This window comes from Ligilactobacillus murinus (assembly GCF_003288115.1).
Lineage (GTDB): Bacteria > Bacillota > Bacilli > Lactobacillales > Lactobacillaceae > Ligilactobacillus > Ligilactobacillus murinus.
This window is the reverse complement of record NZ_CP023565.1, coordinates 1,868,154-1,883,916: the sequence shown is the minus strand read 5'-3', so window position 1 is coordinate 1,883,916 and position 15,763 is coordinate 1,868,154. Positions and strand designations below refer to the sequence as shown.

Sequence of the window (15,763 nt, the reverse complement as noted above, 5' to 3'; positions counted from 1 at the left end):
AAAGCCAAAGCGCAAGAGTTTTTTGGTAAAAAACTAAAAACACCATACTATGCTTATTACAAAAGGTCCTTTCTGCCCAAATATTTGCGAGCGGTCCTCCTTAATTTTTGTTTACTTCTCGCAGTAGAATTTTAAACCTTTTTTTGTTTAATTTACTATTTTCTCTTTGTTAGACTTAGCTATATAAAGCTATTTTCTCTGATCGAGGTGATCTTTTTGGAATCCGAATTACTGCTACGTGCGCTCTCAAACTGCTTACATATGCCACTCTTGGTCTTAAATGAACGATTTGTACTTTGTAAATACTACAATGCACTAGAGACTGATTTTAGCTATGACTATCAAACTCTATTTACTGATCTGGAAAAAAAGGGGCAAAAATATGCACTAATAACTGGTAAATTAAACGAACTCCTTTTGCTGTATGCTTTTAGCGACCATTATTTTATCTTTGGTCCTTTTCGCTGCAATTTGACTGATCGTAATGTTTTATATAAATATTTAGATGCTTTAAATACCCCCCTAGCCCAATACGAATTGACCTATACGCAACTGGCTGCCTTACCGATCTACTGTCTCGATGATATCCGTGACATCATCTATCTGATCAATTATTTGTTCACCGGTGAGACCACCGATCAACTTGTTAACCCCAAATTTCAACAGTTGACCCAAACTACTTCCCTTCTAAATAAAAAACGTCGCATTCTACTGACCCAGGCATCATTTTCTTACGCCCAGATCTATCAGCATGAAAAAAAAATACTTATGTGCATCAAAAAAAATGAGCCCCGCCAGCTATCTGAATTCATCCAAACGATCTCCTGGAGTGAATTAGGCCATACTTTAGGACCAGATCTACTCCGGACCCAAAAAGACTATTTGATAGTTTTATTAGAAAAGGTCACTCATCTAGCAATTAAAAGCCAGCTTTCACCCGCTAAATCAAAACGCTTACAAAATATTTTTATTGCCGAGGTCGAACTCTGCACCACTACTGCCCAACTGATTGAGACCTGTACTACAGCCCTCTTACTTTTTACCCAAGAGATCGCTGAGCGCCAAGAAAAGATCCGTTCACCTTTGATCGATCAGATCATTGAATACATCAAAAATAATCTAAATGCCCCATTGCAGATCGATGAACTCTGTGCTCGCTTTGATCTCAGTCAAGCTAGATTAAAATACCTTTTTAAAACTGAACTGCAGATGACGATCCGCCAATACATCATTTTGCAAAAGATCACAGTCGCCAAGCAGTTACTGTGTACAGGCAGTGATATTCAAAAGCTCCCACAAACACTGGGCTTTAGTGACTACGCCCATTTTGCTAAAACGTTCAAACGTCTCACGGGGATGACTCCTAAACAGTTTAGCCAAAATTATCAGGTATAAAAAAATCCCCGAGATATACTCTCGGGGAAAATGATGGGTGGTCAGGGGATCGAACCCTGGACCCACGGATTAAGAGTCCGTTGCTCTGCCAGCTGAGCTAACCACCCAATTTATCAACAAAAAATATTATAGCAAAGAAGCTCTACTAAAACAAGCAAAATTTTTAAAATATTTCTATGGACAAAAATAAGATCTGTTTGGAGAACCCAAGCAGATCTTATTTTCTAAATTCAGTTGTTTATCATAAGCCTCGGCGCTGCTGCATCAAGGTGTAGATCTTTTTGATCATGAAATACAATAATGGTACGCAGATCGCCGTTGAAATGGAATTGATGACCGTCGCAGGTAAGCTGAAAAAGGCGGCCACCGCAGCTGTTTTAAAGCTTGTCCCGACCATCAATGCTTCAATGATCGAAGCTAGATACGAAGTCACGAGCTTGGTCGATCCTGCAGCTATCGCCAAGATCATGATATTTCGCTGACTGTCAACATATCCCATAGCCTTGAAAAGTCCGGAAATTATCAAAGCTACAACTATGACCTCAAGCATCGTCAGCCATGAGACGGCAATATACCCATTTAAGATATCAAACCCGCCCAAGCCAATGATACCGGCCAACATACCATTGCGTTTTCCCAAAAAAAGAATTGCTGTTACTGTCAATGTATTACCAAAATGGATAAACGGTCGCCCGACCATCGCAGGGATCGGGATCCGCAACGTCCAAATGCCAATATAGATCAGTGCAGCAAATAGGCCCGTTAAAATGACCGCTCGCAATGTATTTTGCTGGTCACGCAACATAGTATTTCCTCCAAAAAATCATAACTTTTCCAACAAATATGGTAAGGCACGCGCATAATCGACGCCAAAACGCTGATCTCTGGGTGTCGGTGTCAGCTTTATCGCTTGAAAAATGAATTCCATTGCGAGATCCGCAGCAGCCTTGACCGCTTTTCCCTTCATTATCCCCGCCAGTAAAGCACTAGCAAACAGATCTCCCGTCCCAAAATAGTTCCCAGCCAATTTAGGACGCATCAAGGTCCAAGTTTTGCCCATTTCATAACCGATCACGGCGATCTTGTCACCGCAGTCTATCCCAGTTAAGATCGCAGTTTCTAACTTGAATGTAGTTGCAAAACGCACAAGTAGTTGCCTTGCTTCAGCGATCGCAAGTGGAGAAGTAGTCAAAGCCTCATCTAAAAGCAGTTGGGCTTCCGTTAAATTTGGAGTCGCGATCGTTGCGTGGTGCACTAGTTTGCGCATCTCAGCCACATAATCCATGTCAAAACCGCGGTAAAGTTTACCATGGTCGGCCATTACTGGATCAACTAAAAAAAGCGTTTCAGGTGTCTTAAGAACTGACAGAGATGACAAGATCACATCTAAAGGTCTAGCCCCCAAGTATCCCAGATAGACGGCTGAAAACCTAAGTTGTAATTTTTGCCAATGCTGGAGAATGTGTGACATTTCAGAAGAAAGATCTAAGTAGGTATTTTCACCAAAGCCCCCCGTATGTGTTGATAAGAGTGCGGTCGGTAAAACATCTGGTCTCAAGTTTGCAGCCGCCAGCAAGGGTAGCGCTACACTCATGGAAACCTGACCCACACAGGACAGATCCTGAATGATCAAAACATCGGCTTGCATTTTGTCACATCCTTTTCATACACCTGCAACTATATCTGTTAGAGCGCTCAAACATAAGAGCTTGTATGTATTATATCATCTTTAATGTTTGCTAACCACGCCATTTGGTATTCTTTTGCATTTAATTGTAGATTTATTGCACACAATACTATATAATACTTCTATTAATTTAGTTAAAGGAGTTTTTTGCATGTCAATCATCTCAACTACCTTGATCGTAGTCGTTGCCTTAGAAGCTCTCTATATCATGGGGCTGGAAATGTTTGGGAGTGAAGAAAAATTACATCAAACTTTTGGCCTCAGAAAAGAGTATCTCAAAATGCCCGAAGCCCGGATCGCGATGGCTAACCAAGGTCTTTACAATGGTTTTATCGGTGTTGGTCTCTTATTTGCCCGTTTTGTTTTCCCGGGAAATGCTCAATATATGGGGAGTATGATGTTTGTGATCTTCGTCATCATCGCTGCCATCTATGGCTGGTCAAGTGCTAAGAATCCTAAGATCTTACTTGCCCAAGGAACGCCAGCTATCCTAGCTTTACTTGCACTTTTGATCTTTAAATAAAAAATGGTCGCCTGAATGAAAATTCAAGCGACCATTTTTATTACTATTTATTTTACCAAACGAATAAACCAACCATTGCTGCGGATAAGAGGGAAACTAAGATCCCTGAAAGCAACATGTAGCCAACGTTTTTGGAGATAAGATCGTTCTTTTCACGATCAACGATCCCTTTGAAACAGCCAATGATCATCCCGACCGTTGAGAAGTTCGCAAAGGAGGTCACAAAGACTGTTAAGACAGCTTTGTAGTGTGGTGCAAAGTCATTGATCGTACTTGTTACACGACCCATGACAACAAATTCATTTGTAACTAATTTTGTACCCATATATTGAGCAAATTGGAAAGCTTCGCCATGTGGTAAGCCCATCAACCATGCAAATGGATACATCACGATCCCAAGCAAGTGTTCTAATGATAACCAAGGATTGATCAAGCCAAGCAATTTATCGATCAAAGCTGCTAAAGCAACAAAGGCGATCACGTTAGCGGCAATGATCAAGATCAAACGACCAGCACCTAAGATGGAATCACCCAAGAAGGAGAAGAATGGTTCTTTTTTAGCATTACCATTTTCATCCACATCACCGATCTCTTTTTCGGCCATTGCTGAACTCTTCATCGTAGCGATCGTATCCTCATCGGCTGGAACAGTGACTGGATTTAACATTGCTACTACGATCAAGGCATTGATAACGTTGACAGGGACTGCCGTCAAGATGTATTCACCTGGCATCATTTGCGTGTATGCCCCAATGATCGAGGCTGTCACACAGCTCATCGACATCATGGCTAAAGTCAAGTTACGTTTAGCATTGATCTGCTTGAGCTGTAAAGATGAGACCGCTAAAGCTTCGGTGTTACCAAGAAACATCATTTCGATCGCAAAGAACGATTCGAATTTAGGTTGACCTGTGATAAATGATAACCCACGCCCGATCCACTTGATGATCCAAGGTAAGACTCCGATGTAAGTCAAGATGTCAAATAATGGAACGACCATCAAAATTGGGAGCAATACTTGCACGAACCAATCCATTTGTTTGACTTGGACCATGCTTGGCAAAGCAAATTCGATCCCGATATAAGCGATCTTCATCAATTCGTTAAAACCAGCAGCTGCACCTTGCACGATCGCACGTCCACCTGAAAAACTGGTCAAAAACCATGCCATCACCAAGTTAAAGATGACCATCGTACCAACGCCGCGCCAGTTGATCTCATTACGAGCCTTAGAAAATACGACCCCGATCGCTAAAAAGACAACTAAACCTAAAACATTTATTGCTAAATACAAGATTATTTCTCCTCTCTGTATCAATAAAATAAATAGCAATTTATAAATGACTGTAAAACTTCAATTAGTATATCTATTTCTTTGGGATTTGTAAATATTTTTATTAACATGGTTTAATTTTTAAAAATAATAAAAATATAATTTAACCCGCCAAAAGATACGTACCAATCGCAAACAATAAACTTAACAAACCACAAAAATAGCAAACATTGATCAACACCATCTCCGAACGATTACTTAAAGATTATAACATTAACCAAAAAATAATTTAAAACTACACTTAATTCTAGCAAAACATTCGGAAGTGGTAAAGAATGACTCTTATGAAATGAAAGCGCTTGACTTTAAAGCAACATCTAGTATAATTAAAGGTGAAAAGGGGGCAGTTAAGCCTTCACATGTTACGCACGTACTAGCGTCTGACATTGACGTAGCAAGTGTTTTGGACACTTCACCTGAGGGCTTGTATCCTCCTTTTAGAACCACCCCTGACAGTTCAAATAAACGGATCGCCAATAATGTAAAATAAGATCGTGAAAGAACATAACGGTGGCGATGAAAGGTCTATTTGACTGTGCTATATATAATATAGACCATGGAACTCCTTGCTAGCTTCCATGGTCTTTTTTTGTATTTAACGGGGATTTTTAGAAACTAAAACGAATATTTTTTTTACTATCAATTATATTTTTCGTTTTTTAACAGCACCTAGTTTTACTCGCTAGATCACACCTCTTAAACTTTACCTAAGCTGTTTTAAGTTTGCTTTAAACCTCTGTGTGACCCATTTCTTCTCAGCCCTTATCATAGTAAAATATGCTTAAAATATTAGAACTATTAGATCAATAGAAAGGTAGGTAACACGAGTGGACGACCCTTATCCGCCTCGCGCTATTTTTGTACGCTTAGAAAAAATTTTCTTTGTCTATCGTAGTTAGTGCTAAGTAACAGATGTTAGTGCTAAATATGACTTACAGAAAGGAAATATAATAAGTGAGACCTTATCAGAAGAATTTAGAAGAATTACTACAAAATTATGAGCAAGAGGACCCTTTACAGGGCCTTTCAGCCAAAACTGCAACTAAAAGACTAGCAAGCGATGGGCCTAATGCTCTAGTTGCTAAAAAAACACCAAACTGGCTGTTATTTATCCGCCAGTTCAATAACATGATCATCTATATCTTGTTATTTGCGACCTTATTGACGCTTTTTCTAGGTCACTATACCGATGCGATCGTGATCAGTGTCGTGATCATCGCCAATGCCGTGATCGGTTACTATCAAGAAGCCAACGCCGCTGATGCTTTAGCTAAGATCAAAGACTTGTTGGCAACTAACGCCACTGTCTACCGTGATGGGATCCGGCAAGATATCGATGCGACCAAATTAGTTCGTGATGATGTCGTCTTTTTAGAAGCTGGTGACCAAGTTCCAGCCGATCTACGCTTGATAAAAACCGCTGACCTTAGGATCCAAGAGTCCGCTTTGACAGGTGAAGCTGATGCGGTAACTAAACACGCTTCTGCCTTAAAAACAGCTGACTTACCCTTGGCTGAACAAGCAAACATGGCCTTTTCTTCCACGACAGTCGTCAACGGCTCTGGTTTAGGCGTAGTCGTAGCGACCGGTGAAAAAACCGAATTAGGCAAGATCTCGAGTGCAGTTGCTAGCGCCAAAACACGCCCGACTCCATTAGTCAAAGAGATCAACGCTTTAGGTAAAACTGTTTCTCTTTGCGTTTTAGGTGCAGCTGTCTTACTGTTTATCTTAGGTTTTATCTTTGAGACCTATTCTCTACCGGTCTTGACTTTAGCGATCGTAACGATGATCGTTGGCTCGATCCCTGAAGGTCTACCGGCGACAACTTCGGTGATCTTAGCTTTAGGTGTTTCTGACCTCGCTAAAAATAAAAATGCGATCGTTAAATCCTTACCTTCAGCTGAAACATTAGGGGCAGTCGATGTGATCGCAACTGATAAGACTGGGACATTGACTAAAAACGAAATGACCGTGACAGATATTTACCTTGATGAACGTCATTTTTCAGTCAGTGGTAGTGGTTATGCTCCAACTGGGGCGTTATTTATCAATGGTGAAGCAACGACTGAACGTGAAGCTAAACTAAAAGAACTTCTCTTAGCTGGTTATCTTGCTAACGACACGACTTTGACCCAAGTTGATGATACTTGGACGATCAACGGTGAACCAACTGACGGAGCTTTCTTGACCGCTTACCATAAATTAATGCCAAACAAAGAAAGCGTCCAATTAGAAAAATTAGATCTCTTGCCTTTTGATTCGTTCCACCGTTACATGGCAAGTCTTGTACAGTTTTCAAATGGCGCCAAAAAGATCTATCTAAAAGGTGCACCAGATAAGTTATTCAACTTTGCACAACAACAAGATCCAACCTTCAAACGTTCATTTTGGCAAGCCAAAGCCGACCATTTAGCTAACCAAGGTAAGCGAGTCGTAGCTTTAGGCGTGATCAAAGACGCTGATCAAATTACTGAACTAGAACATAAGCATCTCGAAACAGGCTTTACTTTCCTGGGCTTGACTGGGATCATCGACCCACCACGCCCAGAAGTTATCGCAGCTTTACGTGAGATGAACAAAGCCAAAGTCGAAGTCAAAATGATCACCGGTGACGCTCCATTGACCGCAGCTGCGATCGGACAGCAACTAGGCTTAGCTGATGGTGAATTACACACGATCACCGGAGTAGAATGGGATCAACTGACTGCTGAACAAAAACAAAAAGCAGCCGTTAAGCATCAGATCTTTGCCCGGACAACGCCGGAAAACAAGCTCGAGATCATCGAAGCTTTACAACAAAGTGGCAAAGTGACGGCGATGACTGGTGACGGTGTCAATGATGCTCCCGCACTGAAAAAAGCTGACATTGGTGTTTCCATGGGGATCAAGGGGACTGATGCCGCTAAAGAAGCTTCCGATATGATCTTAACTGATGATAACTTTGCGACTTTAGCGACTGCGATCAAAGAAGGGCGCCGGATCTACGACAATATCAAAAAGAGCATCCTCTTCTTATTGCCGACCTCATTTGCTGAAGGTTTGATCATCTTCTTGACGATCCTTTTCAACCAAGAAATGCCTTTACAAGCGACCCAACTACTTTGGATCAACTTAGTCTCTGCGATCACGATCCAATTTGCGTTCATCTTTGAACCAGGTGCCCGTGACTTGATGAAACGTCCACCACGTAAGAGCAATAGTCGCTTGATCTCAGGGCGCGAAATGCTTCAGCTAGGCTATGTTTCGCTACTGATCGCCTTAGTCGGATTAGGCGCTTATGAGATGCTGATCGCTACAGGTGCTTCGGCAACGCTAGCAAGCACGGCGATGGTCAACATCATCGTCTTTAGCAAGATCTTTTACTTGTTCAACATTCGCACCGAAGAATCAGCCTTCTCTAGTGCCTCATTTACAAATAAAAAGGCCTTCTCGATCATCTTACTCATGATCTTGTTGCAGATGGGCTTGACCTACTTGCCATTCATGCAAGAGGCCTTTAGCACGACAGGGATGCAACTAGGCGAATGGATCTTGACGATCGTCTGCGGTTTTAGCGTGCTAGCTGTGACCGAATTAGATAAATACCTTAAATTCCGCTTAGCTCGGGCTAGAAACTAATTTTAAATGAGAAGCTCACCATGGTGTTTAGGCAGCATGGTGAGCTTTTTGCTATTTATTGCCACACGCTTATTGCGCTAGATATCAAGCACCTATGTTACAATAAAATTAAAAAAGAAGGTGTTTACATGTCTGAAACTATCTCGTGTCGGCAAACACTTGCCGTGACCAGTCATCGCGTCCTAGCTAGCGATCTCAACGAACATGAAACTGTCTACGGTGGTGCATTATTGGCGCTACTCGATGGAACGGCCTCGATCTCAGCCAGTCGTTTTGCCCGCTCACAATGCGTCACAGCTGCCCTTGATCAAGTCAACTTCATCGAGCCTTTTGTGCTAAATGACTCACTATGTATCGAAAGCTACGTGACTGGGCACGGTAAACGGTCGCTCGAAGTTTTCGTCAAGGTCATCGGCGAACATCTCGATACCGGCGAACGTTTCTTAGGGATGACCGCCTTTTTGACCTTTGTTGTTCTAGATAAAAAGGTCACTTTACCCGAACTGAACGCTGAAACACCGGAAGAAAAAAGCCTCTGCGCTGACTTTCAAAAACGTAAAACTTACCGGCGTCAAAAAATAGCCGAACAAAAAAAACTCCAAGCTTCATTGAGTCTAGACTTTCCGTGGTACAGCTAAATATCCCAAAAAGCACGCTCTGAGCTGATCTCAAAGCGTGCTTTTTGGGATATTATTTTTTGTTCGTTAAAGAACCACTATCGACCGCACCTTGCGCCAAGTTCAATAATAACTTGATCGCTTCTTCATAGCTGCAAGCTTTTTCGTTCATAACTGTCCTGATCAACTCTTCAGTTGACGTCTTAGATGAGATCATCATACTAGTCCTGCACTATATCATGTGAGCATCGACCATCAAAGAGATATAGCCTTCCTTTCTCCAAGATCCAAAGCGCTTTGCTTCTTTTACCGTACATCGAACACCCATAACAGGCCCACATCTCATCTCTGATCTGCTATGCATGCTTACCACCAACTAGCAAACACGTGTTCATTTATTTTCGTTACTTTTATATTCTAGCGCGCCACCACAAAAAAATAAAGCATTAATATTATTCAATTTTTTTAACTATCATAACTATCCGTGATAAGACAAGCAAACTTCCCTATAAAAAAATTTTGGACTTCTTTTTTATTCATTTTCACTCGCAAATATTCATTAAAAGCTTTAATAACAACAATAATTCGTTTTTTCTTATAGTCCATCACAAATCCTTATCCAACTTGCTTTCATGATCATTTACATTCTTCTATACGTTGTTATTAATTTATCTTTTGATATACATAAGTTTATAGTTATGGTTATTTGAGATAAGATTTTGTACGGCTAGTTAAAAACAATTGACGTTTATTTCAAAAACAGCTATAATCGCACTAACTTGATCGAACTATCGCTTTGATGAGATGAGTGGTAACGCCTAACAGAGACTAGCTCAATGCTGAGAGAACTAGATGTTAGCCACGGATGAACTCGGAGCTGTCCAACGGTGCAAGCTTTTGGACCGGTGTGAGCCGTTAACGTCCGAACTGGGCCTCCAGTTCATAAGATAGCCAGTGTGAGCTGACTATAAATCAAGGTGGTACCGCGGTAAAACGTCCTGACGATTCTTTCGTGAGGGCGTTTTTTGTTTCTAGCAAAGAAAGGTGGAATTTTGATGACAAATAAGCAATTAGTATTACAAACTGATTTTGGTTTAGCAGATGGTGCGGTCAGTGCGATGTATGGTGTTGCCAAAACGGTCGCTCCCGCATTGCATGTGGCTGATCTGACCCATGAGATCACACCTTACAACATTTGGGAAGCTTCCTATCGTCTCTACCAAACGCTCAATTATTGGCCAGTTGGAACGACCTTTGTTTCCGTCGTTGATCCTGGCGTCGGAAGCGAACGTAAAAGCGTCTGTGCGCTCACTAAAACGGGTCACTATGTTATTACACCAGACAACGGTACCCTTACGCATATCGCCAAATTTTTTGGTTTAAAAGCCGTCTGTAAGATCAATGAAACTACGAGCCGCCTGCCCCACTCCGATGAAAGTCACACCTTCCACGGCCGCGATGTCTATGCTTATAATGGAGCTCGCTTAGCTAGTGGTCAACTCGATTTTTCTGATATCGGACCTAAGATCGACCCAGCCACGATCGTCAAATTACCTCTTCAAGCACCTATTGTCACTGCTGATTCGATCACCGGCATGGTCGATATCTTAGATGTGCGCTTTGGCTCGTTATGGACCAACATTTCATTAGATGCGCTCAAACAGCTAAATATTACTCGCGGTGATCAGCTATTGGTCACGATCTATCACGATAACGCCGAAGTCTATCAAGCAAAATTGCCATTCGTGCGCTCGTTTGCTCAAGTGGCGTTAAACGAGCCCTTGTTGTATATCAACTCTCTTGTCAAAGTCGGGATCGCCTTGAATCAAGCCTCATTTGCGCAAACTTATCAGATTGGAACCGGACATGCTTGGAAAGTCACGTTGCGTAAATTGAGCTAAACCCGCATAATAATTTTAGGAGGAATTTTTAAATCATGAAAAAAGAATTATCTGTAAAAAGTGTAGTTGCGATCGGTATCGGCGCTGCGATCTTTGTGATCTTAGGGCGGTTTGCTTCGATCCCAACTGGTATTCCTAACACTAATATTGAGACCGTCTACCCCTTCTTAGCACTTTTCAGCGTTATCTTTGGCCCCTTAGTCGGCTTTGCTACAGGTTTTATCGGTCACGCTTTAAAAGACTTCATCACATTTGATAATCCATGGTGGAGTTGGATCTTATGTTCAGGTCTGTTAGGCCTTTGTTTTGGCTTGATCGGAAAAAAACTACGCGTCACAGAAGGCATCTTCACTCTTAAAGAAGTTATCTTTTTCAATATTTCTCAGGTTATCATCAATTTCTTGGCCTGGAGTCTGATCGCTCCGACTTTAGATATCTTGATCTACAGTGAACCAGCGAATAAAGTCTTTTTGCAAGGAATCATTACCTCGATCTCCAATAGCTTGACTGTCGGGATCTTAGGCACACTTTTACTCAAAGCCTATGCTTCGACCCGCGTGAAAAAAGGTAGCTTACACAAGGAATAAGCCTATGAATAAACCAATAATTTCATTCAAAGATTTTACATTTAAATATTTAACTCAAGCCGAACCAACTTTGAAAAATATCGACCTCGAGATCATGGCGGGTGAAAAGATCTTGATCGCTGGCCCTTCTGGCAGTGGTAAATCGACACTGGCAAAATGCTTGAACGGCTTGATCCCAAATGAAGATAAAGGCGAGATCAGTGGTAGTTGTATCGTTTCTGGACATGACATCACCAAGACTTCACTATTTGATCTCTCCTTTACGACATCGACGATCTTACAAGATTCCGATAGCCAATTTATCGGGCTTACTGTCGCCGAAGATATCGCATTTGCCTTAGAAAATGATGCCGTTGAGCACCAAAAAATGCACCAGATCGTGCAAAAATGGGCTAAAGAACTCAACTTAGAAGACCTGCTCGCTCATTCACCGCAAGCACTCTCCGGTGGTCAAAAACAACGCGTGGCTTTAGCTGGCGTCTTAGTCAACGGTTCCCCGATCTTGTTGTTTGATGAACCATTGGCTAATCTTGATCCCGCCTCAGGCTATCAGACTATGCAACTGATCGACACGCTCCAACAAAAGACGAAGGCGACCGTGATCATCGTTGAACACCGCGTCGAAGAAGTTTTGACTTGTCCACTTGATCGGATCGTTGTTTTAGATGACGGACAGATCATTGCCGATACGCCACCTGATGCCCTTTTACGCCAAGATATCTTGCAGCAAGCTGGGATCAGACCACCTTTATATTTGGAAGCTTTACGTCAAGCAAAGATCTCGTTAGATCAGCTACCAGATGTCACTAGCGTTGAAAAGCTGCCACCTGATCCAACTATCGCTCAGGCATTAGCTAAATTACAACAAGCTAAACCAGCTACCTCACCTAAAAATACTCCGCAATTGGAACTACACGATGTCTCATTTAGGTATACGCCAGATCAAAAATATCCATTAATGGATATCGATCTGACCGTCAATGCGGGGGAATTTATCAGTATCGCTGGCCAAAATGGGGCCGGAAAAACGACCTTGATCAAGCTGATCTGTGGCTTTTTGAGCGGCAGTGGGAAAATGACTTGGGAAGGACAAGATCTAGCCACAGCTTCGATCAAGGAACGGGCCGAAAAGATCGGTTACGTAATGCAAGACCCTAACCAAATGATCTCACAAAAAATGATCTTTGATGAAGTCGCTTTGGGTCTGCGGTTACGCGGGATCACCGATGAAGCTCAGCTTAAAGAACGCGTCGAGAAGGTTTTAAAAGTCTGTGGTCTCTATGAATTTCGTAACTGGCCGATCTTAGCCTTGAGCTATGGCCAAAAAAAGCGAGTCACGATCGCTTCGATCCTGGTTTTAGAGCCCAAATTGATCATTTTAGATGAGCCAACTGCGGGACAAGATCAGCAAACTTACACTGAGATCATGCAATTTTTGCGTAAATTGAATCAACAAGGCTGTACGATCATCATCATCACCCACGACATGCATCTGATGCTCGAATACACAAAACGCACCTTGGTCTTTAGTCACGGAAAATTACAAGCTGACCTAACACCCGCTCAATTATTGAGCCGCCCTGAGCTCTTACAACAAGCTTCCTTGCGCCAAACCAGTCTTTACCAACTAGCTCAAAAATATAACCTGGAAAATATCGACGCCTTTATCGCGGGTTTCAACCAGCTGACACTGAAAGGAGCGCACCATGAATAAACAAAGTATTCTCGGTTATCAACCGCAAGATAGTTTTATCCATCGACTAAATGCGACGGCTAAGCTCTTTTTCTTTTTACTCGTGTCGATCGCTTGCATGACCACTTTTGATACGCGCTTCTTGCTATTTGTGGCTATCTTTTCGATAATTTTGTTTAAAAGTGCCCATTTGCAGTGGCAACAAGTGTCATTTATCATTAAATTCATTGCCTTGTTCTCACTTTTGAATTTGATCGCGATCTTTATTTTCCAACCGACTTATGGCCAAGAATTATACGGATCTCGTCATGTCTTGCTAGCAGCAGGATACTTTACCTTGACCAGTCAGGAACTCTTTTATCTAGTAAATGTGGCTTTAAAATACTTCTGTACAGTCCCCTTAGCTTTGCTTTTCTTACTGACGACTGATCCAAGCGCCTTTGCCTCTAGTTTAAATAAGCTAAAGATCAGTTATAAAATCAGCTATGCGGTGGCTTTGGCTCTACGTTATATCCCGGATATCCAAGCAACTTATTGGGATATCTCAGCTGCTCAGCAAGCACGCGGCTATGAGCTATCTTCCAAAGCTAAACTCAGTACGCGCTTAAAAGGAGCGATAAACATCATCCTCCCACTGATCTTTTCAAGTCTTGAACGGATCAATACGATCAGTACCGCTATGCAATTGCGCCGTTTTGGTTCAAAGAAAACGCGGACCTGGTATACACAACGCCCGTTCAAAGCTAGTGATTGGTTCGTCATCATTTTAGCCATTGTATTATTTGGGATCACACTTTATCTCTTCAAATTAAATCACGGGCGTTTTTATGACCCCTTCAACTAAAAAAGCTACCAGTCTATACTGATAGCTTTTTGAAAAACTGGTCACGATCAAGATCGCGATCAGTTTTTTTATTTTAGGAGCATTGCTAACACAATACCGAGCACATCTAAGACCGCATAAGTCCCGGTCAGATATAAGGTTCCACGCTTATCTTGTTTACTCAACTGATAATAGATCCCCCCAAAAAGCACGATCTGTAAGATAGTGTTCACGTAAGTTGCGCCAAATACTGCTTCTGTGATCACGACATAACTAGCGGAAATAACACTAATAATGCAATTAACGATCACCAGTGTTAAAAATAATGCCTCTTTATCGCCTTGGTTGGTCGCTAAGATCACTAAGCGTCCAATACCCCATGTTACTAAGAAACTGACTAAAGATCCGATCGCCCCTCCAATGATCGTGACTGCATTTAAAACGTTTTTTCCTTCAAGCGATACATCAGCTGGGAGGGATGTTTCTATATTTTGCGTAATAAGATAGACACTAGCCACTGAGAGAGCAACGACTAAAAAGACAAGTCCTACCTTAGTCAGCGCAGATAATTTAAGTCCTGAATGTGACATTTCAAACACCTCTTTTTACAATTATTTTCTTTAGTATACACTGTTTTATCATACATTAGTCCAAGTATGCATAAGTGGTCATTTATTTAACTTATTTAGCTATCAAAAAAGCAGAGACCAGATGGATCTCTGCTCGCTAGCAATGACTTAAAGCCCTTGCTCTTTTGTATTTATCCCTGGCTTCCAAGTTAAATAGCCTTTATAGTCAGCTACGCAAAGGAGTTTTTCAGCATTTTCGATCCGATCAGCCGTTGGCGGTTCAACACCTTCCAAGCGATACTTGATCCCCATTTCCTTATACTTGCGAACTCCCATAGTGTGATAAGGTAAGACTTCGACTTTTTCGACATTTTTCAACGTCTTGATATATTTGCCGAGTTCTTTTAAATACTTATCATCATCGGTGATCCCTGGAACCAAAACGTGTCTGATCCAAACTGGTTTACCGAGCTCAGATAGATACTCACACAAATCAAGGATGTTCTCGTTTGGATAACCGGTCAAGCGTTTATGCTCATCAGAGTTGATATGCTTGATGTCCACTAATAAAATGTCGGTATATTCCAGTAACTCATTGAATAAGCTAAACCATGGTTCACGGCGCGTAAATGGTGCCCCACATGTGTCCAAACAGGTGCTGATACCATGTTCTTTACACTGCTTGAACACTTCCAAAGCAAATTCTGGTTGCAATAAGATCTCGCCCCCTGAAAGGGTGATCCCACCATCTTCGCCCCAAAAAGCTCGGTATGGTAAAGCTTTTTCTAAAAGTTCACTGGCAGTCATTTGCGTCCCAACATTTTTCTTCCAAGTATCTGGATTGTGGCAAAACTTACAACGCATATTGCATCCCTGCATGAAAGCCACAAACCTGATCCCTGGTCCATCGACTGCGCCAAAGGTCTCAAGGGAATGCACGTAGCCTAAAACCTGACCGTCTTTAGTTGGAACTGGATTAATATATGGATTAGCTTTCATTATTACGCCGCCTTTACT

14 protein-coding genes and 1 tRNA gene are annotated in these 15,763 nt (G+C 41.8%); 8 read left to right on the top strand and 7 right to left on the bottom strand.

Annotated features, from left to right (window positions below; all coding sequences use genetic code 11):
* Positions 1-216 precede the first annotated feature (216 nt).
* Positions 217-1,395, top strand: a complete 1,179-nt coding sequence (locus tag CPS94_RS09260; protein ID WP_112193957.1) for a YSIRK-targeted surface antigen transcriptional regulator — start codon at positions 217-219, stop codon at positions 1,393-1,395.
* A 34-nt stretch (positions 1,396-1,429) separates the two neighbouring features.
* On the opposite strand, the gene CPS94_RS09255 is transcribed toward CPS94_RS09260, so the two are convergent.
* From CPS94_RS09255 to CPS94_RS09245, 3 genes are all read right to left on the bottom strand, one after another.
* Positions 1,430-1,502, bottom strand: a tRNA-Lys gene (locus CPS94_RS09255).
* A gap of 134 nt (positions 1,503-1,636) precedes the next feature.
* Positions 1,637-2,200, bottom strand: a complete 564-nt coding sequence (locus CPS94_RS09250; protein ID WP_191981807.1) for an ECF transporter S component — start codon at positions 2,198-2,200, stop codon at positions 1,637-1,639.
* Positions 2,201-2,218: 18 nt separating this feature from the next.
* Positions 2,219-3,043, bottom strand: a complete 825-nt coding sequence (locus CPS94_RS09245) for a pyridoxamine kinase (protein WP_112193955.1) — start codon at positions 3,041-3,043, stop codon at positions 2,219-2,221.
* A 190-nt stretch (positions 3,044-3,233) separates the two neighbouring features.
* Between CPS94_RS09245 and CPS94_RS09240 the strand changes: the two genes are divergently transcribed.
* A complete protein-coding gene (locus tag CPS94_RS09240; RefSeq protein WP_112193953.1) occupies positions 3,234-3,605 on the top strand; it encodes a DUF1304 domain-containing protein in 372 nt (123 codons plus the stop codon).
* A 52-nt stretch (positions 3,606-3,657) separates the two neighbouring features.
* Here CPS94_RS09240 and CPS94_RS09235 read toward each other — a convergent pair whose 3' ends face one another.
* Positions 3,658-4,899: a NupC/NupG family nucleoside CNT transporter gene (locus tag CPS94_RS09235; RefSeq protein WP_076149674.1), complete on the bottom strand. Its 1,242-nt coding sequence runs from the start codon at positions 4,897-4,899 to the stop codon at positions 3,658-3,660.
* 993 nt (positions 4,900-5,892) lie between these two features.
* Between CPS94_RS09235 and CPS94_RS09225 the strand changes: the two genes are divergently transcribed.
* Together CPS94_RS09225 and CPS94_RS09220 are read left to right on the top strand one after the other, a co-directional pair.
* Positions 5,893-8,556, top strand: a complete 2,664-nt coding sequence (locus CPS94_RS09225; protein WP_112193949.1) for an HAD-IC family P-type ATPase — start codon at positions 5,893-5,895, stop codon at positions 8,554-8,556.
* Positions 8,557-8,684: 128 nt separating this feature from the next.
* Positions 8,685-9,194 carry an acyl-CoA thioesterase gene (locus CPS94_RS09220; RefSeq protein ID WP_112193947.1) on the top strand — a complete coding sequence of 170 codons (510 nt, stop codon included), beginning with the start codon at positions 8,685-8,687 and terminating at the stop codon, positions 9,192-9,194.
* 52 nt (positions 9,195-9,246) lie between these two features.
* Here the strand turns inward: CPS94_RS09220 and CPS94_RS11440 are convergent, their stop codons facing one another.
* Positions 9,247-9,393 carry a hypothetical protein gene (locus tag CPS94_RS11440; RefSeq protein ID WP_004049583.1) on the bottom strand — a complete coding sequence of 49 codons (147 nt, stop codon included), beginning with the start codon at positions 9,391-9,393 and terminating at the stop codon, positions 9,247-9,249.
* A gap of 835 nt (positions 9,394-10,228) precedes the next feature.
* On the opposite strand from CPS94_RS11440, the gene CPS94_RS09215 reads away from it, so the two are divergent.
* The 4 genes from CPS94_RS09215 to CPS94_RS09200 are packed head-to-tail and all read left to right on the top strand — an operon-like array spanning position 10,229 to position 14,198.
* Entirely contained in the window at positions 10,229-11,074 is an 846-nt protein-coding gene (locus CPS94_RS09215) for an SAM hydrolase/SAM-dependent halogenase family protein (RefSeq protein ID WP_369946819.1), read from the top strand.
* 35 nt (positions 11,075-11,109) lie between these two features.
* Positions 11,110-11,661: an ECF-type riboflavin transporter substrate-binding protein gene (locus CPS94_RS09210; protein ID WP_112193945.1), complete on the top strand. Its 552-nt coding sequence runs from the start codon at positions 11,110-11,112 to the stop codon at positions 11,659-11,661.
* A 4-nt stretch (positions 11,662-11,665) separates the two neighbouring features.
* The gene (locus tag CPS94_RS09205) at positions 11,666-13,375 is read left to right on the top strand and encodes an ABC transporter ATP-binding protein (RefSeq protein ID WP_112193942.1); all 1,710 of its coding nucleotides are present in this window, start codon (positions 11,666-11,668) and stop codon (positions 13,373-13,375) included.
* Entirely contained in the window at positions 13,368-14,198 is an 831-nt protein-coding gene (locus tag CPS94_RS09200; protein ID WP_112193940.1) for an energy-coupling factor transporter transmembrane component T family protein, read from the top strand. The genes CPS94_RS09205 and CPS94_RS09200 overlap by 8 nt, the downstream gene beginning before the upstream one ends.
* 68 nt (positions 14,199-14,266) lie before the next feature.
* Here CPS94_RS09200 and CPS94_RS09195 read toward each other — a convergent pair whose 3' ends face one another.
* Entirely contained in the window at positions 14,267-14,767 is a 501-nt protein-coding gene (locus tag CPS94_RS09195; protein ID WP_112193938.1) for a hypothetical protein, read from the bottom strand.
* Between the two features lie 147 nt (positions 14,768-14,914).
* Positions 14,915-15,745, bottom strand: a complete 831-nt coding sequence (pflA, locus tag CPS94_RS09190) for a pyruvate formate-lyase-activating protein (RefSeq protein ID WP_112193936.1) — start codon at positions 15,743-15,745, stop codon at positions 14,915-14,917.
* Between the last annotated feature and the right edge of the window lie 18 nt (positions 15,746-15,763).